General features: G+C 63.0%; 21 protein-coding genes, 3 tRNA genes and 1 riboswitch. Of the genes, 19 read left to right on the top strand and 5 right to left on the bottom strand.

The features are described from left to right. Positions 1-32 precede the first annotated feature (32 nt). Positions 33-830, top strand: coding sequence for a hypothetical protein (locus BLR25_RS04450; RefSeq protein WP_091934233.1), 798 nt, complete (start codon positions 33-35; stop codon positions 828-830). A 63-nt stretch (positions 831-893) separates the two neighbouring features. Here the strand turns inward: BLR25_RS04450 and BLR25_RS04445 are convergent, their stop codons facing one another. The 4 genes from BLR25_RS04445 to BLR25_RS04430 form a co-directional block, all read right to left on the bottom strand. Then, complete coding sequence (locus BLR25_RS04445; protein WP_091934730.1) at positions 894-2,159, bottom strand: serine hydroxymethyltransferase; 1,266 nt, start codon at positions 2,157-2,159, stop codon at positions 894-896. A gap of 73 nt (positions 2,160-2,232) precedes the next feature. After that, a riboswitch (ZMP/ZTP riboswitch) is annotated at positions 2,233-2,331 on the bottom strand. Positions 2,332-2,380: 49 nt separating this feature from the next. Then, positions 2,381-3,160 (bottom strand): methylmalonyl-CoA decarboxylase, encoded by a 780-nt coding sequence (gene scpB / locus BLR25_RS04440; protein WP_091934228.1) that lies wholly within the window; start codon positions 3,158-3,160, stop codon positions 2,381-2,383. Positions 3,161-3,347: 187 nt separating this feature from the next. Continuing rightward, on the bottom strand, positions 3,348-4,568 hold the full coding sequence (locus BLR25_RS04435; RefSeq protein ID WP_091934223.1) for an efflux RND transporter periplasmic adaptor subunit: 1,221 nt from the start codon (positions 4,566-4,568) through the stop codon (positions 3,348-3,350). 21 nt (positions 4,569-4,589) lie between these two features. Further along, positions 4,590-6,065 (bottom strand): efflux transporter outer membrane subunit, encoded by a 1,476-nt coding sequence (locus tag BLR25_RS04430; protein WP_091934220.1) that lies wholly within the window; start codon positions 6,063-6,065, stop codon positions 4,590-4,592. 525 nt (positions 6,066-6,590) lie between these two features. On the opposite strand from BLR25_RS04430, the gene BLR25_RS04425 reads away from it, so the two are divergent. The 15 genes from BLR25_RS04425 (at position 6,591) to pnp (ending at position 22,924) form a co-directional block, all read left to right on the top strand. After that, the gene (locus BLR25_RS04425; RefSeq protein WP_091934217.1) at positions 6,591-7,532 is read left to right on the top strand and encodes a 3'-5' exonuclease; all 942 of its coding nucleotides are present in this window, start codon (positions 6,591-6,593) and stop codon (positions 7,530-7,532) included. Between the two features lie 229 nt (positions 7,533-7,761). Then, positions 7,762-8,595, top strand: coding sequence for a 3',5'-nucleoside bisphosphate phosphatase (locus tag BLR25_RS04420; protein ID WP_218122625.1), 834 nt, complete (start codon positions 7,762-7,764; stop codon positions 8,593-8,595). 1 nt (position 8,596) lies between these two features. Beyond that, positions 8,597-9,223: an L-threonylcarbamoyladenylate synthase gene (locus BLR25_RS04415; protein ID WP_091934214.1), complete on the top strand. Its 627-nt coding sequence runs from the start codon at positions 8,597-8,599 to the stop codon at positions 9,221-9,223. A gap of 2 nt (positions 9,224-9,225) precedes the next feature. Next, positions 9,226-9,879 (top strand): site-2 protease family protein, encoded by a 654-nt coding sequence (locus BLR25_RS04410; RefSeq protein WP_091934211.1) that lies wholly within the window; start codon positions 9,226-9,228, stop codon positions 9,877-9,879. Positions 9,880-9,893: 14 nt separating this feature from the next. Beyond that, complete coding sequence (locus BLR25_RS04405) at positions 9,894-11,096, top strand: tryptophan--tRNA ligase (protein WP_091934208.1); 1,203 nt, start codon at positions 9,894-9,896, stop codon at positions 11,094-11,096. A gap of 9 nt (positions 11,097-11,105) precedes the next feature. Beyond that, positions 11,106-12,089: a segregation and condensation protein A gene (locus tag BLR25_RS04400; RefSeq protein ID WP_245715468.1), complete on the top strand. Its 984-nt coding sequence runs from the start codon at positions 11,106-11,108 to the stop codon at positions 12,087-12,089. Positions 12,090-12,243: 154 nt separating this feature from the next. Further along, a complete protein-coding gene (gene scpB, locus BLR25_RS04395) occupies positions 12,244-12,720 on the top strand; it encodes an SMC-Scp complex subunit ScpB (protein ID WP_245715476.1) in 477 nt (158 codons plus the stop codon). Next, entirely contained in the window at positions 12,710-13,684 is a 975-nt protein-coding gene (gene rluB, locus BLR25_RS04390) for a 23S rRNA pseudouridine(2605) synthase RluB (protein WP_091934205.1), read from the top strand. Before scpB (BLR25_RS04395) ends, rluB begins: the two co-directional genes overlap by 11 nt. A gap of 208 nt (positions 13,685-13,892) precedes the next feature. Beyond that, positions 13,893-14,333 (top strand): ribosome maturation factor RimP, encoded by a 441-nt coding sequence (gene rimP / locus BLR25_RS04385; RefSeq protein WP_091934202.1) that lies wholly within the window; start codon positions 13,893-13,895, stop codon positions 14,331-14,333. 60 nt (positions 14,334-14,393) lie between these two features. Next, complete coding sequence (gene nusA, locus BLR25_RS04380) at positions 14,394-15,866, top strand: transcription termination factor NusA (RefSeq protein ID WP_091934198.1); 1,473 nt, start codon at positions 14,394-14,396, stop codon at positions 15,864-15,866. Positions 15,867-15,883: 17 nt separating this feature from the next. Next, positions 15,884-18,853 (top strand): translation initiation factor IF-2, encoded by a 2,970-nt coding sequence (infB, locus tag BLR25_RS04375; protein WP_091934195.1) that lies wholly within the window; start codon positions 15,884-15,886, stop codon positions 18,851-18,853. Continuing rightward, positions 18,854-19,261 (top strand): 30S ribosome-binding factor RbfA, encoded by a 408-nt coding sequence (gene rbfA / locus BLR25_RS04370; RefSeq protein WP_091934192.1) that lies wholly within the window; start codon positions 18,854-18,856, stop codon positions 19,259-19,261. Positions 19,262-19,268: 7 nt separating this feature from the next. After that, positions 19,269-20,183 carry a tRNA pseudouridine(55) synthase TruB gene (gene truB, locus BLR25_RS04365; protein ID WP_281245561.1) on the top strand — a complete coding sequence of 305 codons (915 nt, stop codon included), beginning with the start codon at positions 19,269-19,271 and terminating at the stop codon, positions 20,181-20,183. Positions 20,184-20,335: 152 nt separating this feature from the next. After that, entirely contained in the window at positions 20,336-20,605 is a 270-nt protein-coding gene (rpsO, locus tag BLR25_RS04360) for a 30S ribosomal protein S15 (RefSeq protein ID WP_091934187.1), read from the top strand. A 168-nt stretch (positions 20,606-20,773) separates the two neighbouring features. Further along, positions 20,774-22,924 carry a polyribonucleotide nucleotidyltransferase gene (gene pnp, locus BLR25_RS04355; RefSeq protein ID WP_091934184.1) on the top strand — a complete coding sequence of 717 codons (2,151 nt, stop codon included), beginning with the start codon at positions 20,774-20,776 and terminating at the stop codon, positions 22,922-22,924. Between the two features lie 107 nt (positions 22,925-23,031). On the opposite strand, the gene dksA is transcribed toward pnp, so the two are convergent. Then, positions 23,032-23,457 (bottom strand): RNA polymerase-binding protein DksA, encoded by a 426-nt coding sequence (dksA, locus tag BLR25_RS04350; RefSeq protein WP_091934181.1) that lies wholly within the window; start codon positions 23,455-23,457, stop codon positions 23,032-23,034. Positions 23,458-23,681: 224 nt separating this feature from the next. Between dksA and BLR25_RS04345 the strand changes: the two genes are divergently transcribed. The 3 genes from BLR25_RS04345 to BLR25_RS04335 all read left to right on the top strand — a co-directional run bounded on the left by BLR25_RS04345 (position 23,682) and on the right by BLR25_RS04335 (position 23,976). Continuing rightward, positions 23,682-23,758 (top strand) — tRNA-Pro (locus BLR25_RS04345). A 57-nt stretch (positions 23,759-23,815) separates the two neighbouring features. Further along, positions 23,816-23,892, top strand: a tRNA-Arg gene (locus tag BLR25_RS04340). Between the two features lie 8 nt (positions 23,893-23,900). Continuing rightward, positions 23,901-23,976: transfer RNA gene (locus tag BLR25_RS04335), tRNA-His, on the top strand. Positions 23,977-23,987 lie beyond the last annotated feature (11 nt).

The following is a 23,987-nucleotide window of genomic DNA, read 5'->3' as shown; positions in this document are numbered from 1 at the left end:
TCCCGTCATTACATTTTTCTGATCAAATCGCCATGACCGTCAGGAATTTCTGGGTCGTCGTGCTCGGCGTGTTTTGGTTCTCGTTGTCCTGGGCGTGCCAGGAGGCCCGGACGACCGTGCCGTCCCATATCCATATCCAGGGCGATTCGGTGATGATCGTCGTGCATGAGACGTCGACCTATGACGCGCGGTATTCGACGAAACGGGGCGTGGACGAGGCCGTTCGTTTTGCCAAGTCGAAACGGATACCGGTGATCTATCTCGTCGATGAGTCGCCGGAAAAATTCTATTTCATGGAGGACTGCAACCCGGACTACTGGGTCTCCTCCGCCGGTGGCGAGATCAGCTTCGATCTGTCGGCCGATCATCTTTATATCGTCGGCGGGCATCTCGAAGCCTGCATGTCGGCGTCCTTGCACGACATCCTCTACCAGTGGGCCAAGCGGGCGCCGAAGAACCACACGGTGACCTATTTCATGGATGCCATTTATTCGAATGGCAAGCTCGTCGAACCGAGTGACAAGTTTTACCGCAGTTTCAACCGTTTTCTCAGCATCGTTTCCTACGGGCGTCCGGGCGGCGAGCACTGGCCGAAGCTGAGCCTGCTCGAAACCATGGGCGTCATTCGCGACGAAAGCCTGCAACTCGACTATCTCAAGAAGGTTCTTCCGCGCTGGGACACAACTTTCCCGGCCTCGTACCGGATCGAACTGCAGCTCGACCAGTCGGTCAAGAAAGTCCTGCGCCCGGCGTCTGGCTGGTTCCCCCCGACGGTTCTGTTCCACTTCGTCGATTCGGCGCTGAAGTTCGCCGAAACCAGCCCGTTGTGACGTGAGCCGGTTTCGCTGACGCTTATCTCATTTTGACTGGAAAACAGTCAGTGTGGCCGCAACTCAGGGAAGTGGAAACCGTCGGCAGAGCGCGCCGGTTTCCGCTGCCACCGTCGTGATGACACTTTCATCGAGTCCGGAGTCGACCACGCGGGCGAGCCATCGGGCGATCTGCCGGAATTCCGTTTCGCCGAATCCGCGTGTCGTCATCGACGGCGAGCCGAGGCGCAATCCTGACGGATTCTGCGGTGGCTGGTCATCCCAGGGGGCCGCGTTGTAATTGGTGACGAGGCCGGCGCGGTCGAGCGCCGCCGCCAGCGGTTTGCCGCCGATGCCCTTGTTGCGCAGGTCGATCAGGATCAGGTGGTTGTCGGTGCCGCCGGTGACCAGTTCGAATCCGTTTGACATGAGTTCGTCGGCGAGCGCACGGGCATTGGTCACGCACTGCGCCGCATAGGTGGCAAACTCGGGGCGCAGGGCTTCGTTCAGCGTCGCCGCGATCGCCGCGGTGATGGCGTTGTGCGGACCGCCCTGCAGGCCGGGAAACACCGCCTTGTCGATCTTTGCCGCATGTTCGGCGCGGCACAGGATCATGGCGCCGCGCGGACCGCGCAAGGATTTGTGCGTCGTCGTCGTGACTACATCGGCATAGGGAACCGGCGAGGGATGGGCGCCGCCGGCGACGAGGCCGGCGAAATGGGCCATGTCGACCATCAGGAGGGCGCCGACCTCGTCGGCAATCGCCCGGAAAGCGGCGAAATCGAGCAGGCGCGGATAGGCGGAGTGGCCGGCGATCAGCAGTTTCGGCCGATGTTGCAGCGCCAGTTCGCGGATCGCCGTGGTGTCGAGCCGCCGCGTCTGCGGGTCGAGGCCGTAATGCACGACGTTCCAGTGTTTGCCGGTGATCGAGGCTTTCGAGCCGTGCGTCAGGTGGCCGCCATGGGCGAGTTGCATCGCCAGCACGGTGTCGCCGGGCTTGAGAAAGGCGAGGTAGACGGCGAGGTTGGCGGGCGAGCCGGAGTGCGGCTGGACATTGACGTGCTCGGCGCCGAACAGCGCCTTGGCGCGGTCGATCGCGAGACGTTCGACCTGGTCGACGATCTGCTGGCCTTCGTAATAGCGGGCCCCGGGATAGCCTTCCGAATACTGGTTGGTGATGACCGAGGCACAGGCTTCGCGTACGGCGCCGGAAACGTAGTTTTCCGAGGCGATCAGGCGGATCTTGTCGCGTTGACGATGTTCTTCATCGACGAGCAGCGCGGCGAGTTGCGGATCGGACGAGGAGAGCAGGGGAAATGCGGATTGAATGGACTGCGATGATTGTTGCATGGCGACCTCCACAAACGTGTTGGGCTGGTCGCAACGGGGAGAACCGGTGGGCGCTCCCTGCTGTCGGCCAGCAGGAATACGCCCAGACGCGCGGCTTTACCGGGTTTTCACCCAGGTCCGCACTCCCTCGGGGTGTCGCCTCCCCTGATTCGCGTCAGTCATGCGGACAAGGGCCAGTGTGACGCAATCGATGGCCGATGGCAAGCGACCGACCCGATCCCTCACTTGCCCGGGAACTTGGGCTTGCGCTTCTCGCGGAAGGCGCGGATGCCTTCCTGATAATCCTCGCTGTCATAGACGATCCGGCGCATGCCCTGGATGCGCTCGAAGAGTTCCGGACTGACTGCGTGCGCGCTCGACAGCAGGCGTAATGCATCCTTCATGACGCCGATGCTGAGCGGCGAGTTGAGTGCGATGCGGTCGGCGATGTTGCCGACGAAGGCCTCGATTTCGTCGGCGGGTTTGACGTAATTGACGATGCCGAGATTGAAGGCCTGGTCGGACGGCAAGGGTTCGGCGGTGAACAGCATTTCCTTGACGATCGGCAGCGGGATCATGTTGAGCAGCGTCAGCAGGCCGCCGATGTTGTAGGGTACGCCCATCTTGGCCGGGGTGATGGCGAAGCTGACGTCGGGCGTGATGACGAGGATGTCGCAGGCCATCGCGACCTCGCAGGCGCCGCCCCAGACGCTGCCCTCGATCAGTCCGATGATCGGTGCCGGGTATTCCTGGAGGGTGCGGATCAGGATGCGCAAGGGGTCATTCCAGCCGAGCGGGTCGCGGCCGCGACCGGGCAGTTCGTTAACGTCGTGTCCGGCCGACCAGACCTTGATGCCGGGCTGGGCGCGCAGGATGACGGCGCGGATTTCCCGATGCCGGAAGTCGTCGAGCACTCCGATCAGTTCGTGGACCAGCGCTTCGCTCAGGGCGTTGCGCTTTTCACTGTGGTTGAGCGTGATGATGCCGGTGTGCCCTTGCGTTGCGGAGAGAACGAGTGCCATGTGACCCCCTTCTTCTGGTTGTGCGGCGTATCCGGACGTCGGCGAACGGCGGAGGGTGATGCGAGAGGCGTCGGCCGGATCCACTCCCGATGGTAGATGGATTTCGGCGACTTTCCAATGACAGGTTGGCGTCGCCGGGCTGGGTCGGGGTACGCGCCGTCCTGCGGTCCCGCGCCGGGCGGGACGGTCAGTTGGCGGGCGTCGGAGCGGGGATGGCGGGGGCAGCCGGGGCTGCGGCCCGTGGCAGGATACTGACGCTGTCTCCGGGCGTCAGTGTGTCGATCTTGTCGGCAAGCACGCGTGTCTTTTCGTCCAGCGGCGAGAGGACTTCGACGAACTTGTCGCGGCGTTCGCCGGTCTTGATTTCGACGATCTCGATCCTGTTGTCCTGATTTACCGTCAGCACGGTCTCGACCCCGTTGCGGCTGCGAATGACCGAGGCCGGCAGCGCCAGCACCTGGCGTTTTCCGGCATTCAATGTGCCGCTCACGGACAGTCCCGCCTTGAGGTTGCTGTCGGTCGGGAGGTCGACGAAGACCGCGCCCTTCTGGGTGGCGACGTCGATGGTCGGGGATACCTGGCGAACGCGGCCCTTGATGGCTTCGCCGAGCGGGCTCTTGACCAGTACCTCTTGTCCCGGTGCGACCCTCAGCAGGAGGTCGCCGGGGACTTCGGCGCGCCATTGCAGGCGGCCTTGCCGGATCATCCGGAAGAGTTCGTTGCCGGTCTGGACGATGGCGCCTTCGACGACCGTGCGCGACGAAATCACGCCGTCATCGGGAGCGCCGATCGTCGCCTGTTCGAGCCGGAGCTGCTGCTTTTTGACGAGGGCGAGCGCGGCCGAATAACGTGCGTCGGCCGTGCGTTTTTGCGTTTCGTAGAGCGTCAGTTCCTGCTTGCTGATGCCGCCCGAAGGCGCCAGCCGGGTGGCGCGTTCGAGCGTCGAGGCGGCTTGCGCTTGCGCGGCTTTGGCTTCGTTGAGCTGCGCCGTCGCCGAATCGAGTTCGGCTTCGACCGAGGCCGAATTGAGGCGGGCCAGCACCTGGCCTTTCTTGACGACGTCGCCCAGACTGGCGAGCACGCTGTTGACGCGCAGGCCATCGACTTCTGCGCTGATATGAATTTCCTGCCAGGGCTGGATGTTGCCCTGAGCGTCGACCGCCGCCGGCCAGCTCTGCTGCTTGGGGCGGACGATCGCTACCTGCGGGATGACCGGTTCGGCACTGCTGCTCGGGGGCGTCGTCGATTCCTTGTTGCTGCGTTCCGGGACGGCGCTTTTCGCCGGCGCTTCGGCGGGGGGATGCGTCTGCGCCACCACGCCGCTGATCAGGGCAGAGGCGAGGGCGATCAGGAGTGCGGCGCGTCGGGCAAATCGGAAAGTCAGGTCGCTGTGTTCAGGTGAGCGCATAAATCGGGGTCCGGTCAATATTCATCGCTTGTCGGAAAGAGGGCCCGGCGTCGCGGCGTCCGGGTCGAATTGGGCGGCACCGCCAGTGGCCCGGTTGAGCGCGATCCAGGCCTGCAGGCGCTCGTGCTGGACGCCAAGCAGCGTCTTTTGCGCTGTCAGCATGGCGCGCCGGGCGTCCTCGAGTTCGAGCAGGTTGTTGGCACCTTCGCGGTAGCGGAGTTCGACTGCGTCGAAAAAGTGTTGGTACTGGTCCGCCGACTGTCGCGCGTTTTCGGCGCGTTCGTGCGTGGCAGCATAACGGGTCAGCGCGTCCTCGACTTCCTGGATCGCCCGCCGTGTCGTCGATTTGTAGTTCGCCAGCGACTCGTCGTATTTGCTCCTGGCGATCTCCACCGCGGCCTTGCGGCGGCCGCCGTCGAAAATCGGCAGGCTGATCGAGGGGCCGAAGGACCAGGTGCCGAACGACAACGCGCCGCTGCCGCTGGTGCTGTTCGCGGCATACCCGAGGGTGCCGTTGAGGGCGATGCGCGGATAGCGGTCAGCCTCGGCCAGGCCGATGTCGGCCGAGGCCGCGGCGACGGCACGCTCGGCGGCGCGGATGTCCGGCCGCTGCATCAGGGCATCGCGCGGAATGGCGATGCTGAAGTGTTTCGGCACCGGCAACCGGGCGAGTCCGGTCGGTCGCTCGGCCAGCAGTTTCATCAATCCCGGCCGCGCCATGCCGGTCAGCCGCGTCAGCAGGTTCTCGATCTGTTCGCACTGGGAACGCGTTGCCGCTACCTGGGTCTTGGCCTCGGCCACCGAGGCCGTGCTGCGAATGCCCTGGTAGGGCGCGGTAAAGCCGGCGCTGATGCTGTCGGCCGTGAGTTTTTCCGTGGCTTCGCGCGAAACTAGGTCCTGTTCGGTCAGTTCGAGGCGCGACTGGCAGGCGCGGTGACTCAGGTAGGCATCGGCCACGTCGGCCGAGAGGCTGACCCGGACATCGGCCAGCGTCGCCAGCTGGACGCCTTCGCGGGCCAGGGCACCTTCCTTGGCGCGGCGCACCGAGCCGAAGAAATCGAGTTCCCAGGAGGCATTCATCGATAGCCAGGATTCGGTCGCCAGCGTGCCCGACGAATCCGTCGCCCGTTGGCTCGACGCGCCGGCGCTGGCCGCGGGCGATCCCGCGGCCGCACTCTGGGTATAGGCCGCGCGCGATTGCCGCAGGCGGGCGATGGCCGCCTCGATCGTCGGGTTGTTGGTGAAGGCTTCGGTAACGAGCTGGTCAAGCACCGGGTCGGAAAGTTCGCCCCACCATTGCGGCACCTGTTCGGGTTTTGCCGTGGGCGACGTTTCCGTTGCCGGCGGGACGTCGGTACGTGAGGTCCATTGGTCCGGGACCTCCTTGCCGCTGAGCGTCGGGGCGACATAGTCGGGGCCGACCGCGGCACAGCCGCACAGGCTGAGGATCAGGAGAGAGGCAAGGCATTTGCTCAGGGATGCCGTTGTGTCGTGCATGACCAACCTATTTTTCTAGGGGGTGTTCACAATCAAGCGTTGGTTGCGCAAGGGACTGGCAGGGCGCAGCGCTAGGCGTCGGATGCGCCGCATGGCCATCCATGCAAGCATCCGGCAACAACGCGATGCACCCTGCCAATCCCTTGCCCTTCGGGTTGCCCCTGCGCCGGTCGTCTGCGGCGTTGCGTGTCTTGCGAAGGGAGTGACCCTTCGCTGCGACACGCGCCTTGCAGCCGTTCCAGCGCAGGGTGCAACGCAATCCAGCGGTTGATTGTGAACACCCCCTGATGTTGAATTCGATGTGAAGCGCTCTGGTCGTCGCAAACTACCTGTTTATCACATTTATCGTGGCCGGTATGTAAGCGTTCGTAATTGCACGGGCTGTATTTTGCCGTGCAAGCCGGGCTGTCGGCGTCCCGAATGGCGTGCGTATCTACTTCGCTTCTTCGTTTTTCGGTGCTGGCGTGCGCTGGCAAGGACAAATGGGTACCATGACGTATTGTTATTACATCGTCTTGATTCCCCATGCCTGTCATCGACCTTGCGAATCCGCCGACGCCCGACCAGATCGAAACGATTTCGCGCTGGCTTGGCGGTGCCGATTATCGCCTCATCCGACCACTCGTTGCGCGTGAGTCCTTCGCTGTCGGCGAGCGCCCGGAGAAACTCGTCACGGTCGCCATTCTCGATACCGAAACCACCGGCACTGATCAGCAGGCCGACAAGGTAATCGAACTTGGCATGGTGCTCGTCGAGATCGCGCCCGATACCGGCCAGGCGTATCGCGTGCTGCAGGTCTTCAATCAGCTTGAGGATCCCGGCATGCCGATTCCGCCGGCGTCGACGCAGATCCACCACATCACCGACGAGATGGTGGCCGGCAAGCGTATCGACGATGACGAAGTCGCCCGCCTGCTGGCGCCGGTCGCGCTCGTCGTCGCGCACAATGCCGGCTTCGACCGGCCCTTCGTCGAAAAACGCTGGCCGGTCTTTGCCACTAAGGCCTGGGCGTGTTCGTTCCAGCAGGTGCCGTGGAGCGATGAAGGTATCTCTTCGGCCAAGCTCGAGTTTCTCGCCTATCGCTGCGGCTTCCACTTCACCGGCCACCGGGCTTCGATCGATTGCCAGGCCTTGCTCGAAGTGCTGCAGGCGGACTTGCCGACGTCCGGGACGAAGGCCATGCAGGCCTTGCTGGTCAATGCCCGTGAGGCGGAGATCCGGATTTCCGCGCTGGGCTCGCCGTTTGAATCGAAGGATGTACTCAGACAACGCGGCTATCGCTGGAATCCGGACAAGAAAGTCTGGGCCAAGGCGATCCGGAAGGCGGTTTTCGACGAGGAAATTGCCTGGCTGTCGGCGTCGGTGTATGGCGGACGGCCCTTTCAACTGGAGCAGGAACGCCTGACGGCGATGAACCGTTTTTCGGAGCGCGCCGGCGAGCGACAGCTCGTTCGCTATCCGCAGTGATTCTTCCCGGATAGGGGCGTGCCGGCCGGTCTTCGCGACGCTGAGATCGGCATCCTGCGTTTGGGTCGGCCGACCCGTTTCCGCTCTTCCTTGCCGAAGGAAACTTTCGTGACGCTAGCCGCCAGTGCTCGCCGGCAGGCGCGTCGTCGCCCCGTCGCCGGGCAGTGTGCGGCGTGTTCGGAGAGGGGTCTGTGCTATCATCGAGGGTTTAATTTTCCGGCGATTCCTGGTGCAGCTCATCGTTGATCTTCATTGTCATTCCACCGTATCGGACGGTTTGTTGTCGCCCGAGGCGCTGGTGCGCCGCGCCGCCGGCAACGGCGTCTCGTTGCTGTCGCTGACCGACCACGACGGTGTCAGCGGACTGGCGCGGGCGCGTCAGGAGGCTGAGACGGTCGGCATGCGCTTCGTCAATGGCGTCGAGATCTCGATCGAATGGGGCGGCGCGCAGGTGCATTTGCTCGGTTATCGTTTCGATGCCGACGACGCGGCGCTGACCGGGGGGCTGGCATCGATCCACAGCGGACGCCTGGTGCGTGCCCGGAGCATGTCCGAGTCGCTTGAAAAAATCGGGATTGCCGGGTGCTTCGAGGGCGCCATGCGCTTTGCCGAGAATCCCAAGCTGATCAGCCGCGCGCATTTCGCGCGCCATTTGGCGGCTACCGGTGTCTGCAAGGATGTTCGCAGCGTCTTCGATTCCTATCTGGTGCCGGGCAAACCCGGTTATGTCGAACATCGCTGGCCGACGGTGGCCGAAGCCGTCGGCTGGATCGTCGGTGCCGGCGGCATTGCCGCCGTCGCACACCCGGCCCGCTATGCGTTCTCGCGCGGCGAGATGCGCAAGCTGCTGGACGAATTCAAACAATGCGGCGGACAGGCTATCGAGGTCGTGTCCGGCAGTCATTCGGTCGACGATGTCGGCACCTACAGCCGCATCGCCCGCGAATATGGCTTCATGGCGACCAGCGGGTCCGATTTTCACGGGCCGGACGAGAGCTATGCCGATCTCGGTCGGGTGGCCAGCCTGCCCGAGGGCTTGACGCCCGTGTGGGAGTCTTTCTGACATGGCACGTTATCTGTCGATTCATCCGGAAGATCCGCAGCCGCGTTTCCTGGCGCAGGCGGCGGAGGTCTTGCAGGCGGGCGGCGTCATCGCGATACCGACCGATTCCTGTTATTCGCTCGGTTGCCGCGTTGGCGACAAGGACGCGATGGAACGCATTCGCCGCATCCGCGCGCTCGACGACCGGCACCACCTGACACTGATGTGTCGCGATCTCTCGCAGATCGCCCAGTTCGCGCGCGTCGATAATGCCCAGTACCGCCTGCTCAAGGCGACGACGCCGGGCAGTTATGTGTTCATTCTCGAAGGGACGCACGAGTTGCCGCGCCGGGTGCTGCATCCGAAGCGCAAGACGATCGGTTTGCGTATCCCGGATCACAAGGCCGTGCTGGCGCTGCTCGAGGTGTTCGACGAACCGATCCTGACCTCGACGCTGATGCTGCCGGGGGACGAAGCGCCCTTGACCGAAGGCTGGGAGATCCAGGACCGGCTCGACGATCATGTCGACCTGATTCTCGATGGCGGCTGGTGCGGTACCGAGCCGACGACGGTCGTCGATCTGACCAGCCTGCCGCCGCAGCTGGTGCGGGCCGGGCGCGGGGCGCTCGAACCTTTCGGCCTGGAGTGAGCATGGAGTTCGCCTCGATCATCCAGACGCTGTCGATCGCCGCGCTACCGGTGGTGCTGGCCATCACGCTGCACGAAGCGGCGCACGGTTATGCCGCGCGTTATTTTGGCGATCCGACCGCCTGGCTGGCCGGGCGCATCAGCCTGAATCCCTTGCGCCACGTTGAATTGTTCGGGACGATCCTGCTGCCGATCCTGCTCTATCTCGTCAATAGTCCCTTCCTGTTCGGCTGGGCCAAGCCGGTGCCGGTCGATTTCAGCCGGCTGCGCCATCCGAAGCGCGACATGCTCTGGGTCGCGGCGGCCGGGCCAGCGGTCAATCTCGTCATGGCGCTCGGCTGGGCGGCGCTGCTCAAGGTCGATACCCTGATTCCGGTCAATCAATTCAGCTATCCGCTGGCGCTGATGTGCCAGGTCGGTATCGGCATCAATCTGGCGCTGATGGCGCTCAACCTGATTCCGCTACCGCCGCTCGACGGCGGTCGCATTGCTGTCAGCCTGCTGCCGTGGTCGCTGGCGATCCGCTTCGCCCGCCTTGAGCGCTGGGGCTTCTTCATCCTACTCGCGCTGATGTATTTCAATGTGCTCGACGTCACCGTCTGGCCCTTGGTTTCGCTGCTCAAGCAGACTATTCTTTCCCTCTTCCAACTCAACTGAAACGAACCGACACCATGTTCGCAGAACGCGTCCTCTCCGGCATGCGCCCCACGGGCAGCCTGCATCTCGGCCACTATCACGGCGTGCTGAAAAACTGGATCAAGCTCCAGCATGAGTATCCCTGCCTGTTCTTCGTCGCCGACTGGCATGCGCTGACGACCCAGTACGACGATCCGCAGGGTATCGAGAAGGCGACCTGGGACATGATCATCGACTGGCTGGCGGCGGGTGTCGATCCCGAGAAGGCGACGCTGTTCATCCAGTCGCAGGTGCCCGAGCATGCCGAACTGCACCTCCTGTGCTCGATGATGACGCCGCTCGGCTGGCTCGAACGCGTGCCGACCTACAAGGATCAGCAGGAAAAGATGTCGGGCAAGGACCTGACGACCTATGGCTTCCTCGGCTATCCGTTGCTGATGAGCGCCGATATCCTGATTTACCGGGCCGACAAGGTGCCGGTCGGCGAAGACCAGATTCCGCACGTCGAATTCACCCGCGAACTGGCGCGGCGCTTCAACCACATGTACGGGCGCGAACCGGGCTTCGAGGAAAAGGCCAAGGAAGCCGTCGCCCGGCTCGGCAGCAAGAACAAGCGCTCCTTCGAACATTTGCGCACGCGCTTCCAGCAGGACGGCGACAAGGAGGCGGTGGCCAAGGGCCGTGCGCTGCTGGCCGAATTGCCGCAACTCTCGGCCGACGACCGCGAGCGCTTGCTCGGCTATCTCGAAGGCACCGGCAAGACGATTCTCGTCGAACCGGGCTATCTCCTGACCGAAGCCTCGAAAATGCCGGGGCTCGATGGCCAGAAGATGTCCAAGTCCTATAACAACACGATTACGCTGCGCGAGGATGCGGCGTCGGTGACGCAGAAGATCAAGCGCATGCCGACCGACACCCAGCGCGTGCGCCGCACCGATCCGGGCGAACCCGATCGTTGCCCGGTCTGGCAACTGCATCAGGTCTATTCCGATGCCGAGTGCAAGGGCTGGGTGCAGAAGGGCTGCCGCAGTGCCGGCATCGGCTGTATCGAGTGCAAGCAGCCGGTGATCGACGGCATCCTGCGCGAACAGGCGCCGATGCAGGAACGGGCGCAGAAATACCTGGACCAACCGGCGCTGGTGCGCGACATCATCGCCGAAGGCAATCGCAAGGCCGGGGTGCTGGCGCGCGAGACGATGCGCGACGTGCGCGCGGCGATGGGCCTCAATTACGCCTAAACTCCACGCATGAGCGAAACGACGATCAGCGCGCCTTTGGCGGACGACGCAGCGGAGATGCCCGCAGAGGGCACGGCGGAGGCCGTGGCCGAGGCGCAGGCGTCCCCGTCTCTCGAGACCGAGGCGGAGCCGCTCGCGCGCATCTACGGCGAGCCGATGCAGCAGATGCCGCTCGACCTGTACATCCCGCCCGACGCGATGGCGGTGATGCTCGACGCTTTCGAAGGGCCGCTCGACCTATTGCTGTATCTGATCCGCAAGGCCAACGTCAATGTCCTCGACATTCCGATGGCGCCGCTGACCGTACAGTACCTGACCTACGTCGAGGCGATGCGCTCGCAGAACCTCGAACTGGCGGCCGATTACCTGGTCATGGCGGCGATGCTGATCGAGATCAAGTCGCGCATGCTGTTGCCCAAGCCGCGCCTCGATGAAGATGGCGAGGCCGAGGACCCGCGCGCCGAACTCGTGCGGCGCCTGATCGAGTACGAGCAGATGAAGCTCGCGGCAGCGCGGATCGACGACTTGCCGCAGGCCGAGCGCGATTTCGACTGGGCCGAGGTCTGGGTCGAGAAGTCGCTGATGCAGCGATTGCCCGAAGTCCAGCCCGAGGATTTGCGCGATGCCTGGAATGCGATCCTGCGCCAGGCCAAGCTGCACACGCACCACACGATCCAGCGCGAGGAATTGTCGGTGCGCGAGCACATGGGGCAAATCCTTCGTCTGCTGCGCGACAACGGCGGCTTCGTCGAATTCACACAGATGTTCGATGCCGCCAAGGGGGCGCCGGTCGTCGTCGTGCATTTTCTCGCCATGCTCGAACTGGCGCGCGAGCATTTGCTCGTATTGACCCAGGAACAAGCTTTTGCTCCCATCTATGTGAGGTTGGCCGATGGACGAAACGAACCACACCACGGAAACGATGCCGAGCCCGATGAACCCGCCGACAGTGGAGACGCCGGAGACGATGACGGACGCAGCGACGGCGCCTGAGGTGCCGGCGGCGATGATCGCGCCGGACGGGCAGGTGATTCCGGATGCTTCCGAATTCGCGCTCGAACCGTCGCCGCCCGATCCCCCGGACAACACCCGCGAAATCAAGCGCATTCTGGAGGCAGTGCTGCTGAGTTCGACGCAGCCCTTGTCGATGTCGGAGTTGCGGCGGGTTTTCGACGGCGAAATGTCGGGCGACGCGCTGCGCGTGCTGCTCGACGAACTGCGCGCCGAATGGGCGACGCGCCCGCTCGAACTCCTGCAACTGGCGAGCGGCTGGCGTTTCCGGATTCGGGCCGAGTTCATGCCCTACCTCGAAAAGCTCCATCCGGAAAAGCCGCCCAAGTACTCGCGAGCCGTGCTTGAAACGCTGGCAATCATCGCCTACCGTCAGCCGGTAACCCGCGGTGATATCGAGGATATCCGGGGTGTGACGGTGTCTTCGCAGGTGATCAAGGCGCTCGAGGAGCGCGGCTGGGTCGATGTCGTCGGGCATCGCGATACGCCGGGGCGCCCGGCGCTGCTGGCGACGACCCGGCAATTCCTCGACGATCTCGGCTTGCGCAGCGTGTCCGAGCTTCCGCAACTCGATATGATGAATCAAACACTGGACCTCGTTCATGCCGAATAATCAGAAGAAAACCCCGTTCCGGTCGCCTCAGGCCGATTCCCGCCGCACGACCGGGCGTCGTGGCGGCCCCGCCGAGCGCGTGCCGGCACCGGCCGGGCGTCCGACGCCCGAAGATGCTGCGCCGGCAGTCGAGCGTCCGCGCCGTCCACCCACCGATCTCGGCAAGCGCGAGCGGCACATGGTGGCGCCGGCCAAGCCCGAGCGCCTGCAGAAGCTGCTGGCGCAAAGCGGGATCGGCTCGCGTCGCGAAATGGAGACACTGATCGGCGAAGGGCGGGTGACGGTGAATGGCGAAACGGCGACGCTCGGGCAGTCGGCGAGTCCCGGCGATCGCGTCAAGGTCAACGGTCGGCTCGTCAATCTGAAGTTTTCCAACCGCCTGCCGCGCGTCATCCTGTACCACAAGCCGGAGGGTGAAATCGTCTCGCGCGACGATCCGGATCGCCGTCCGAGCGTGTTTACGTCGCTGCCTCGGCTTTCCGGGGCGCGGTGGGTAGCGGTCGGCCGGCTCGATTTCAATACCAGCGGTCTTCTGCTATTCACGACGTCGGGCGAGTTGGCCAACCGCTTGATGCATCCGCGTTACCAACTGGTCCGGGAATACGCGGTGCGGGTGCTCGGCGATCTCGGCGTCGAGGCGCAAAAGCGCCTGCTCGACGGTGTCGAACTCGAGGACGGGCTGGCGCAGTTCTCGTCGTTTCAGGATGCGGGCGGCGATGGCGCCAATCACTGGTACCGCGTCTCCTTGTTCGAGGGACGCAACCGCGAGGTGCGCCGCATGTTCGAGGCCGTCGGCGTGACCGTCAGCCGGTTGATGCGTGTGCGTTACGGTCCTTTCGTGCTGCCGCCCAACCTCAAGCGCGGCCAGGTGCAGGAACTCGATGACGCGGTCGTAGCCAAGCTGATGGCCGAGTTCGGTCTCGAGGCGCCGGAACGGACGCCGGTGAAGCGACGTCCGCGCTGACGACGGGCTTCGGTGCGGCGCTGTTTTGATGCCGCCGCACCGATGGAAAATTGCAGAAATCGAAAAAAAGGGTTTTTTCAACAGCAGCTTAATTGCATGTTGGCATTGTCGGGGCGAAGAATAACGGGTATAATCCGTCCGATTTTTCGGAGCGCCCTTTGCGGGCATTTTTTCTGGATGGGCATTTGCCCATTTTTTATTTGTGGCCATGGATTTGCACGAACTTCTCGAAAAAACGGTGACCGGCTTGGGATTTGAGCTGGTAGACGTTGAACAAAGCCCGCGCGGTCGCGTCCTGCGTCTGTTTATCGACAAGCCTGAAAAAGAGGGCGGCATCGATGTTGAAGACTGCGCGACGGTCAGCAACCATCTGACGCGCGTGCTGGCGGTCGAGAACGTCGATTACGACCGCCTCGAAGTGTCGTCGCCGGGGCTGGATCGGGTTCTGAAGAAACTCGCGGATTTCGAACGTTTTGCGGGGTCGGAAGTGAATCTCAGGTTGCGGCTGCCGCTGGCCGGGCGGCGCAACTTCAATGGCATTCTGCAGGGCGTCCGTGACGGCAAGGTCTGTCTGACCATCGACACGGGCGACGTTGAGCTGGAGTTGTCCAATGTGGACAAGGCCCGGTTGGTGCCGAAATTTGATTGAGCGCGGCGTGCCTGAGGGTGCCGAGCGAATACTGAGTGCGGAAGAGGGGGTAGTGAGCGTATGAGCCGTGAAATTTTGCTGTTGGTCGACGTGTTGGCGCGCGAAAAGAACGTCGCCAAGGAAATCGTCTTCGGAGCGCTGGAGTTGGCGCTGGCGTCGGCGACCAAGAAGCGCCTCCACGACGAGGCGGATGTCCGCGTCGTCGTCGATCGTGAGTCCGGCGATTTCGAATCCTTCCGCCGCTGGGAAGTGGTCGCCGACGGCGACTATCTCAATGAAGCGCTGACGGTCCCCCTGTCGGAAGCGTGCAAGCAGGATCCCGATGTCGAGGTCGGCGATTTTCTCGAAGAAGCGCTCGAGCCGATCGATTTCGGACGAATTGGTGCGCAGGCGGCTAAGCAGGTCATCCTGCAAAAGATTCGCGACGCCGAACGCGATCAGATCCTCAACGACTTCCTTGACCGCAAGGAACATCTCGTTACCGGGACGATCAAGCGCATGGAACGCGGCAACGCCATCGTCGAGGCCGGCAAGATCGAGGCGGTCCTGCCGCGCGATCAGATGATCCCGCGTGAGAACCTGCGCATCGGCGACCGCGTCAAGGCCTATTTGCTGCGCGTCGATCGCCAGGCACGCGGCCCGCAGTTGATCCTGTCGCGGACGGCGCCGGAATTCATTGTCAAGCTGTTCGAGATGGAAGTGCCGGAAGTCGATGACGGCCTGCTCGAGATCAAGGCGGCGGCGCGCGACCCCGGTCTGCGCGCGAAGATCGCGGTCAAGTCGAACGATCAGCGGATCGATCCGATCGGTACCTGCGTCGGCATGCGCGGCATGCGTGTGACGGCGGTAACCAACGAACTGGCCGGCGAACGCGTCGATATCGTGCTCTGGTCGCCGGATCCCGCGCAATTCGTGGTTGGCGCGCTGGCGCCGGCCGACGTGAGCTCGGTCGTCGTCGATGAAGACAAGCACAGCATGGACGTGGTGGTCGACGAGGCCAACCTCGCCGTCGCCATCGGCCGCGGCGGCCAGAATGTCCGTCTGGCGTCGGAGATGACCGGGTGGACCATCAACCTGATGACCGAAGAAGAGTCGGTCACCAAGGTCGAAGCGGAATCGGCGGCGATCCGCGTGCTGTTCATGGAAAAACTGGACGTCGATGAGGAAGTGGCGAACATCCTGATCGCCGAGGGCTTCTCGACGCTGGAAGAAGTCGCCTATGTGCCGCTGCATGAAATGCTGGAAATCGAGTCCTTCGACGAAGAGACGGTTCAGGAATTGCGTGAGCGGGCCCGCAACGTCCTGCTGACGGAGGCCATCGTCACCGAAGAGCAGATCGGCGATGTCGCCGACGATCTGCTTGGCATGGACGGCATGGACAAACAACTGGCCGGAAAGCTGGCGACGAACGGGATCAAGACGCTCGACGACCTGGCGGATCTTGCCGTCGATGAACTGACCGAGATGACCGGCATCACCGCCGATCGGGCCAAACAACTGATTACCACGGCGCGTGCGCACTGGTTCGAGTAAGCGGAGAAGAGGATTCTATGGCGCAAACAAGCGTTGCCCAATTTGCCGATAGCCTAAAGATGCCAGCAGTCGTCCTGCTGGAGCAATTGCAGAAGGCGGGTGTGGTCAAGACCAAGACCGACGACCTGCTGACCGAACAGGACAAGACCCGTTTGCTCGACTACCTGCGGCGTTCGCATGGCGCGGTCGAAGCGAAGACGAAAATTACCCTGACACGCAAAGAAACGTCGGAGATCCGATCGCAGGATGCGCAGGGTAAATCGCGGACGGTGCAGGTCGAAGTGCGCAAGAAGCGCATCCTCGTCAAGCGCGATATTCCCGAAATCAAGGCTGCTACGCCTGTCGAAGCCGCGTCGGCGCCGGTCGAGGAAATCAAGCCGGAAGTCGTCGTCGAGATTTCGCCGACACCCGTCGAGGTCGTGCCGGTTGCGCCCGTCGTCGCCGAGGCGGTGGAGGTTGAGGCGCCGAAGGAAGTTGTGGTCGAAACGCCGAAGGTCGAGTCGGTCGTCGAAAAAGCGGTCGAGCCCGTGGTCGAGGCGCCAGCGCCGGTCGAACCGGTGGCTGAAGTGCCGGTCGAGAAGCCTGTCGTCGTGGAAGCCGCGCCTGCCAGGAAAACCGAGAAGGCGCCGGAGGCGAGAAAAGCTGAGGACGGTCGTCCTGCGCCGCAGCGTCATGCCGCCAAGCATGCCGGCGATGCGAAAAAAGCGCCGGAAACGAAACCGGTTGGCGAGACCAAGGTGGCTGTCAAGAAAGTGGTTTCGCGTGCGTCGATTATCGGCGAGGAGCAACAGCGTCTGCGCGCCGAGGAAGAACGGCGCAAGGCGGAACTGCGCGCGCGCCAGGAAGCCGAATTCCTCGAGAAGCAGCAGCGTGCGGCTGAACTCGTTCGCCTGAAGCAGGAGGCCGAGGCCAAGGCTGTGGCGGCGAAGGCTGCGGAAGCTGCCAAGCAGGTCGCGGCGAAGACGGCATCGGACCGTCCTGCCGAGGACAAGACCTTGCACAAGCCGGCCGGAAAAGCCGGCGTGGCAGACAAGAAAACCGACAAGAAGGGTCCGGGCGAGAAGAAGGGGACCTGGAAGGATGAGGGCGGCGCCAAGCGTCCGGGTCTCAAGACGCGCGGCGGTGCTGCGCCGACCGGTGGTTCCGGCTGGCGCGACGGACGGCAGGGCAAGCGCTCCGGGCGCTCGCACGAGGCCGATGAGTCGCATGGCTTCCAGCAGCCGACCGAGGCGGTCGTGCGCGACGTGCATGTGCCCGAAACCATCTCCGTGTCCGATCTGGCGCACAAGATGGCGATCAAGGCGACCGAAGTCATCAAGACGCTGATGAAGATGGGTTCGATGGTCACCATCAACCAGGTGCTCGACCAGGAAACGGCGATGATCGTCGTCGAGGAAATGGGACACCGCGCCTTTGCTGCCAAGCTTGACGATCCCGATGCCTTCATCGACGATTCGGAACACAAGGATGCGGAGCAACTGCCGCGTGCGCCGGTGGTGACCGTGATGGGCCACGTCGACCACGGCAAGACCTCGCTGCTCGACTACATCCGTCGTACGCGTGTGGCATCCGGTGAAGCCGGTGGCATCACGCAGCACATCGGTGCCTACCACGTCGAAACGGCGCGCGGCATGGTCACCTTCCTCGACACCCCGGGTCACGAGGCCTTTACGGCAATGCGTGCCCGCGGCGCCAAGGCCACCGATATCGTCATCCTGGTTGTCGCTGCCGATGATGGCGTCATGCCGCAGACGCGCGAGGCCATCCACCACGCCAAGGCGGCAGGAGTGCCAATCGTTGTCGCGGTGAACAAGATCGACAAGCCGGAAGCCAATCCGGATCGTGTCAAGCAGGAACTCGTCGCCGAGCAGGTGGTGCCCGAGGAGTATGGCGGCGAATCGCCGTTCATCTCGGTGTCGGCCAAGACCGGCCAGGGCATCGACGAGCTGCTCGAAAACGTCCTGCTGCAGGCTGAAGTTCTCGAATTGACGGCGCCGAAGGAAACGCCGGCCAAGGGTCTGATCATCGAAGCGCGGCTCGACAAGGGGCGTGGTCCGGTGGCGACGATGCTGGTGCAATCCGGCACGCTGCGCCAGGGCGACGTGCTGCTGGCAGGGCAAGTGTTCGGTCGTATCCGCGCCATGCTCGACGAGAATGGCGGCTCGATCAAGGAAGCCGGTCCGTCGATCCCGGTCGAAATCCTCGGTCTGTCGGACGTGCCGACGGCCGGTCAGGAAGCCGTGGTGCTCAATGACGAACGCAAGGCTCGTGAAATCGCGCTGTTCCGTCAGGGCAAGTTCCGCGATGTGAAGCTCGCCAACAAGCAGGCGGCGAACCTGGAGAACCTGCTCGAACAGATGGGCGAAGCCGAAGTCAAGTCGCTGGCGTTGATCATCAAGGCCGACGTCCAGGGTTCGCAGGAAGCGCTGGTGCATTCGCTGCAGAAGTTGTCGACCGACGAGGTCAAGGTCAATGTCATTCACGCTGCGGTCGGCGCGATCAGCGAATCCGACGTGCATCTGGCGCAGGCGTCTAAGGCCGTCATCATCGGCTTCAACACCCGTGCCGATGCCGGTGCGCGCAAGGCGGCCGAAAGTGCGGGCGTCCAGATCCGTTACTACAACATCATTTACGACGCTGTCGATGATGTGAAGTCGGCTTTGTCCGGCATGCTTTCGCCCGAGAAGCGCGAGGATGTCACCGGTCTCGTCGAGATCCGGCAGGTGTTCCGTGCCAGCAAGATCGGCACGATCGCCGGTTGCTACGTGCTCGAAGGCGTCGTCAAGCGGACTTCGCGGGCCCGTCTGCTGCGCGACAACGTCGTCATCTGGGAAGGCGAGTTCGAGTCGCTCAAGCGTTTCAAGGACGACGTCAAGGAAGTGCGCGCCGGCTTCGAATGCGGTCTGTCGCTCAAGAACTACACCAATTACGAGTCGGGCGACCAACTCGAGGTGTTCGACGTCACCGAAGTGGCCAGGACGCTCTAAGTGGCAGGCAACAAGAGCTTTTCCCGCAAGGACCGGGTATCGGAACAGATCCGCCGCGAACTGGCGGAGCTGATCCGGGCCGAGGTCAAGGATCCGCGCGTCGGCATGGTCAGTGTCACCGAAGTGCAGGTGACGCCCGATTATGCTCATGCCAAGGTGTTTTTCAGCACCTTGTCCGGCAGTGCGTCGGTTGACGGCGTGCTCGAAGGTCTGCAAAAAGCCTCGGGTTTTCTGCGCCGCGAATTGGGCAAGCGCATCCGCATCCACACGACGCCGCAACTGCACTTCGTCTTCGATCAGTCGCTCGAACGCGGCGCCGATCTGACCCGTTTGATCCAGCAGGCGGTCTCGGTGTCCGGTGGCGACGAGAGCGAAGCTGCTGACGGCGCCGGTTCGGGCGAGCGCTGAATTGACGGTGGCAGCGCAGGCGCCCCGGAAAGTCTGGCGGCGCGTCGATGGTGTGCTGCTGCTCGACAAGCCGCAAGGCATGACCTCGAATGCGGCGCTGCAGAAAGCGCGTCGCCTGTTTTCCGCTGCCAAGGCCGGGCATACCGGCACGCTCGATCCGATGGCCACCGGCTTGCTGCCGCTGTGCTTCGGTGAGGCGACCAAGTTCTCGGCCGATCTGCTCGATGCCGACAAGACCTATGAAGCCGATGTGCTGTTCGGTGCGACGACCGATACCGGCGATGCCGATGGCGTCGTCGTCAAACGCCGCCCGGTGACGTTCTCGGCCGCCGATCTGGTGACCGCGCTGGCAGCGTTCCGCGGTCCGATCCTGCAGGTCCCGCCGATGTATTCGGCATTGAAACGCGACGGGCGGCCCTTGTACGAACTTGCCCGGCAGGGCGTCGAAGTCGAGCGCGCGCCGCGTGCCGTGACGATTCACGAATTGACGCTATTGTCATGGAGTGGCGAGCGCTGCCGCGTCCGTGTTCGCTGCAGCAAGGGCACCTATATCCGCACGCTGGCCGAGGATGTCGGCGAGCGTCTCGATTGCGGCGCGCATCTTGTCGCCTTGCGCCGCATCGGCGTCGGCGATCTTGATGTGACGATGGCGGTAACACTCGAACAGATCGAGGCGTTGGCTGAAGAGGTCCGTGCTGCCATGCTGCAGTCGCCGGATGCCTTGCTGCAGTCGCTGCCGAAAATCATGCTGCCGGAAGGTCTGGCGCGTCGCTTCACGCATGGCAATCCCGTCGAGGTCGGCGTCGGCGACAACAACAGGGCGGTCGGCAAGTGCCGGGTGTATGCCGATACGGTACTGCTTGGCGTCGGCGATCTTGGCGATGACGGCCGACTGGCGCCGCGTCGTCTTGTCTCGGCCTGACAAGTCCCGAACGGCCGAGGGGTTTCTTGCCGGCGGGCGTCCGCTGCGCTATAATCCGCGGCTCGCTTCGCCAAGCGATTTTATTTTCATCAACCAGGCGTCCGGCTCTATCAAACCGGGGCGGCGTCGTTTTCTCAGAAAGAGAGTTTGACATGGCGATTACCGTTGCGCAAAGAGCGCAGATCATGAAGGATTATCAGCGCGACGCCGCTGACACTGGCTCGGCCGAAGTTCAGGTCGCACTGCTGACGGCGCGCATCAATGACCTCACGGGTCACTTCAAGGAACACGTCAAGGATCACCACTCGCGTCGTGGTCTGCTGCGCATGGTCAGCCGTCGCCGCACCCTGCTGGACTACCTGAAGCGTACCGATGTTGATTCGTATCGTACGCTGATCCAGCGTCTCGGTCTGCGTAAGTAATCTGTCTGCCAGACCGCGATGCGGTTCGTGTGCAGATAGTCGAATGAAAGACAGCGGCCAGCCCGGGCGGGTTGTGCCGCTGTTGTCGTATTGGAGTTTTTTGCCATTTAGGCACGTTGCATTGCATGCCGGTGTCGTGGGTATGCGAAACCATTGAGAGAGGAAAACATGTTCAATATCGCCAAGAAGACGTTCACCTACGGGGCACACCAGGTGACGCTTGAAACCGGTGAGATCGCCCGGCAGGCCGGCGCGGCTGTCATGGTGTCGATGGGCGACACCGTCGTTCTGGTGAGCGTGGTCGGCGCCAAGTCGGTCAAGCCCGGTCAGGATTTCTTCCCGCTGACCGTTGATTACATCGAGAAGACCTATGCCGCCGGCCGCATTCCCGGCGGTTTCTTCAAGCGCGAAGGCCGTCCTTCGGAGAAGGAGACGCTGACCTCGCGTCTGATCGACCGTCCGCTGCGTCCGCTCTTCCCGGACGGTTTCTACAATGAAGTCCAAGTCGTTGCGATGGTTGTTTCGCTCGATCCCGAGATCGATGCGGACATCCCGGCGATGATCGGCGCCTCGGCGGCGCTGGCCGTTTCCGGCATCCCGTTCAACGGCCCAATCGGCGCTGCGCGCGTCGGTTATGTCGACGGCCAGTACGTGGTCAACCCGACGCGCACGCAACTGCAAACCAGCCGTCTCGACCTCGTCGTCGCCGGTACGCAGGCAGCGGTGTTGATGGTCGAGTCGGAAGCCGATGTCCTGCCCGAAGACGTCATGCTCGGCGCCGTGGTGTTCGGTCATGAGCAACTGCAGAGCGTTATCAGCGCCATCAACGAATTCGTCGATGAAGCCGGCAAGCCCGAGTGGGTCTGGGCGCCCGCGGCGAAGAACGAGGAACTCGTGGCCAAGCTCGCCGCGCTCGTCGAAAGCGATCTGCAAGATGCTTATCGCATCACCAGCAAGCAGCAACGCACGCACCGCGTCAATGAAATCGCCGCCAAGGCTGTCGAAACGCTGACCGCGGGTGAAGGTGCGCCGGATGCGACGACGATCGGCAACCTCTTCTTCGATCTGGAATCGCGTATCGTCCGCGGCCGCATCCTGGCCGGCGAACCGCGTATCGACGGTCGCGACACGCGCACCGTTCGCCCGATCGCGATCCGTACCGGCGTGCTGCCGCGTACGCACGGTTCGGCCCTGTTTACGCGTGGCGAAACGCAGGCGCTGGTGGTGGCGACGCTGGGCACGGGCCGCGACGAGCAGATCATCGATTCGCTCGCAGGCGAGTCGCGCGATCGCTTCATGCTGCACTACAACTTCCCGCCGTACGCTACCGGCGAATGCGGTCGCGTCGGTTCGCCGAAGCGTCGTGAAATTGGTCACGGCCGCCTGGCCAAGCGCGCGATGATCGCGGTGCTGCCGAAGGCTGAGGACTTCTCCTACACGATGCGCGTCGTCTCGGAAATCACCGAGTCGAACGGTTCGAGCTCGATGGCGTCGGTCTGCGGTTCGACGCTGGCGCTGATGGATGCGGGCGTGCCGCTCAAGGCGCATGTCGCTGGCATCGCGATGGGCCTGATCAAGGAAGGCAACCGTTTCGCCGTGCTGACCGACATCCTCGGTGATGAAGATCACCTGGGCGACATGGACTTCAAGGTGGCCGGTACCGATTCGGGTGTGACGGCGCTGCAGATGGATATCAAGATCCAGGGCATCACCAAGGAAATCATGCAAGTGGCGCTGGCGCAAGCCAAGGAAGCCCGCATGCACATCCTTGCGCAGATGCAGGGTGCCGTTGCCGCGCCGCGTCAGGACGTGTCGAACTACGCGCCGCGTCTCTACACGATGAAGATCAATCCGGAGAAGATCCGCGACGTGATCGGCAAGGGCGGTGCGGTCATCCGCGCCATCACCGAGGAAACCGGTACGACGATCGACATCAAGGAAGACGGCACGATCACCATCGCGTCGGTCAACGGCGATGCCGCGAATGCCGCCAAGGCCCGTATCGAGGCGATTACCGCCGACGTCGAGGTTGGCAAGGTCTATGAGGGCACCGTGCTCAAGCTGCTCGACTTCGGCGCCATCGTCAGCATCCTGCCGGGTCGCGACGGTCTGCTGCACATTTCGCAGATCGCCAACGAGCGCGTCAATGCCGTGTCCGACTACCTCAAGGAAGGCCAGAAAGTGCGCGTCAAAGTGCTCGAAGCCGATGAGAAGGGTCGTGTCCGTCTGTCGATGAAGGCGGTGACGGTTGAAGAGGGTGGCATGGCTCCGGCGCCGGCGCCGGCTCCGGTGGTTGAAACGCCTGCCGCACCGCAGTAAGTATCAGGTAATGAAAAAGGACGCCATGCGGCGTCCTTTTTTTTTTTGCCCGGATGCTGAACTCGACGGGCTGTGTCGGCGGAGCGCTCCCCTCGTTCCGCGCGATATTACTTGGCGACTTGCTTTTCGCGGACTTCCTCGAGCGTCTTGCAATCGATGCAGAGCGAGGCCGTCGGACGCGCTTCGAGGCGCTTGATGCCGATCTCGACGCCGCAGCTGCTGCAGTAGCCATAATCGCCGCTGTCGATCGTCCCGATCGTTTCCTCGATTTTCTTGATCAGCTTGCGTTCGCGGTCGCGGTTGCGCAGTTCGATGGCAATATCGGTTTCCTGGCTGGCGCGGTCGTTCGGGTCGGCAAAGACTGTTGCTTCGTCCTGCATCGTGTGGACGGTACGCTCGATGTCGTTCATCAGTTCCGTCTTGAGCGCTTCAAGGATGGTGCGGAAATGAGCCAGTTGCCGAGTGCTCATGTATTCCTCGCCCTTCTTCGGAACGTAGGGAGCAAATTGTTTATGGAGCATATCTTCAGGCATGTCTGAGACCATCCTCTATTTTTTGCAAAAAGGCGACTTAATATCAGAATTTTTCGAGCGCCGCAAGCGCCTGTGTTGTCGCGCGCCCATATGCGAAGAATAGTCTTTGGCGCAAATTCTGTCTCCAACTATTTCCTACTTTTTGGGCTGGGTGTTGCGCAATTCAAATTTGATGAAATGACGATTGACCTGACCGGTCAGTCTCTGTAGAATGCGCGCTTCTTCGGGGCGTAGCGCAGCCTGGTAGCGCATCTGCTTTGGGAGCAGAGGGTCGTGAGTTCGAATCCCACCGCCCCGACCAGAATTAAGCAGCAAAGCGTTGCCAGCAGGAAGCGAAACTCCGAGAGATGCGTGCCTCGCGCCCGTAGCTCAACCGGATAGAGCACCGGCCTTCTAAGCCGGGGGTTGTGAGTTCGAGTCTCGCCGGGCGCGCCAGAACAATGGCGGTGTTAGCTCAGTTGGTAGAGCATCGGATTGTGATTCCGAGTGTCACCGGTTCGATCCCGGTACATCGCCCCAGACAAAGCCCC

The sequence above is a fragment of the Propionivibrio dicarboxylicus genome (assembly GCF_900099695.1).
Taxonomy (GTDB): domain Bacteria; phylum Pseudomonadota; class Gammaproteobacteria; order Burkholderiales; family Rhodocyclaceae; genus Propionivibrio; species Propionivibrio dicarboxylicus.
This window is presented reverse-complemented; position numbering and strand designations above follow the sequence as displayed.

What these genes read in the sequence shown, in the direction of transcription:
- BLR25_RS04410 (WP_091934211.1), top strand. Translation starts at nt 9,226, where the DNA reads ATGGAGTTCGCCTCGATCATCCAGACGCTGTCGATCGCCGCGCTACCG.
- nusA (WP_091934198.1), top strand. Translation starts at nt 14,394, where the DNA reads ATGAGCCGTGAAATTTTGCTGTTGGTCGACGTGTTGGCGCGCGAAAAG.
- BLR25_RS04430 (WP_091934220.1), bottom strand. Translation starts at nt 6,065, where the DNA reads ATGCACGACACAACGGCATCCCTGAGCAAATGCCTTGCCTCTCTCCTG.
- BLR25_RS04405 (WP_091934208.1), top strand. Translation starts at nt 9,894, where the DNA reads ATGTTCGCAGAACGCGTCCTCTCCGGCATGCGCCCCACGGGCAGCCTG.
- rimP (WP_091934202.1), top strand. Translation starts at nt 13,893, where the DNA reads ATGGATTTGCACGAACTTCTCGAAAAAACGGTGACCGGCTTGGGATTT.
- BLR25_RS04425 (WP_091934217.1), top strand. Translation starts at nt 6,591, where the DNA reads ATGCCTGTCATCGACCTTGCGAATCCGCCGACGCCCGACCAGATCGAA.
- BLR25_RS04400 (WP_245715468.1), top strand. Translation starts at nt 11,106, where the DNA reads ATGAGCGAAACGACGATCAGCGCGCCTTTGGCGGACGACGCAGCGGAG.
- scpB (WP_091934228.1), bottom strand. Translation starts at nt 3,160, where the DNA reads ATGGCACTCGTTCTCTCCGCAACGCAAGGGCACACCGGCATCATCACG.
- BLR25_RS04435 (WP_091934223.1), bottom strand. Translation starts at nt 4,568, where the DNA reads ATGCGCTCACCTGAACACAGCGACCTGACTTTCCGATTTGCCCGACGC.
- BLR25_RS04415 (WP_091934214.1), top strand. Translation starts at nt 8,597, where the DNA reads ATGGCACGTTATCTGTCGATTCATCCGGAAGATCCGCAGCCGCGTTTC.
- infB (WP_091934195.1), top strand. Translation starts at nt 15,884, where the DNA reads ATGGCGCAAACAAGCGTTGCCCAATTTGCCGATAGCCTAAAGATGCCA.
- rluB (WP_091934205.1), top strand. Translation starts at nt 12,710, where the DNA reads ATGCCGAATAATCAGAAGAAAACCCCGTTCCGGTCGCCTCAGGCCGAT.
- rpsO (WP_091934187.1), top strand. Translation starts at nt 20,336, where the DNA reads ATGGCGATTACCGTTGCGCAAAGAGCGCAGATCATGAAGGATTATCAG.
- BLR25_RS04445 (WP_091934730.1), bottom strand. Translation starts at nt 2,159, where the DNA reads ATGCAACAATCATCGCAGTCCATTCAATCCGCATTTCCCCTGCTCTCC.
- BLR25_RS04450 (WP_091934233.1), top strand. Translation starts at nt 33, where the DNA reads ATGACCGTCAGGAATTTCTGGGTCGTCGTGCTCGGCGTGTTTTGGTTC.
- pnp (WP_091934184.1), top strand. Translation starts at nt 20,774, where the DNA reads ATGTTCAATATCGCCAAGAAGACGTTCACCTACGGGGCACACCAGGTG.
- scpB (WP_245715476.1), top strand. Translation starts at nt 12,244, where the DNA reads ATGTCGGAGTTGCGGCGGGTTTTCGACGGCGAAATGTCGGGCGACGCG.
- dksA (WP_091934181.1), bottom strand. Translation starts at nt 23,457, where the DNA reads ATGCCTGAAGATATGCTCCATAAACAATTTGCTCCCTACGTTCCGAAG.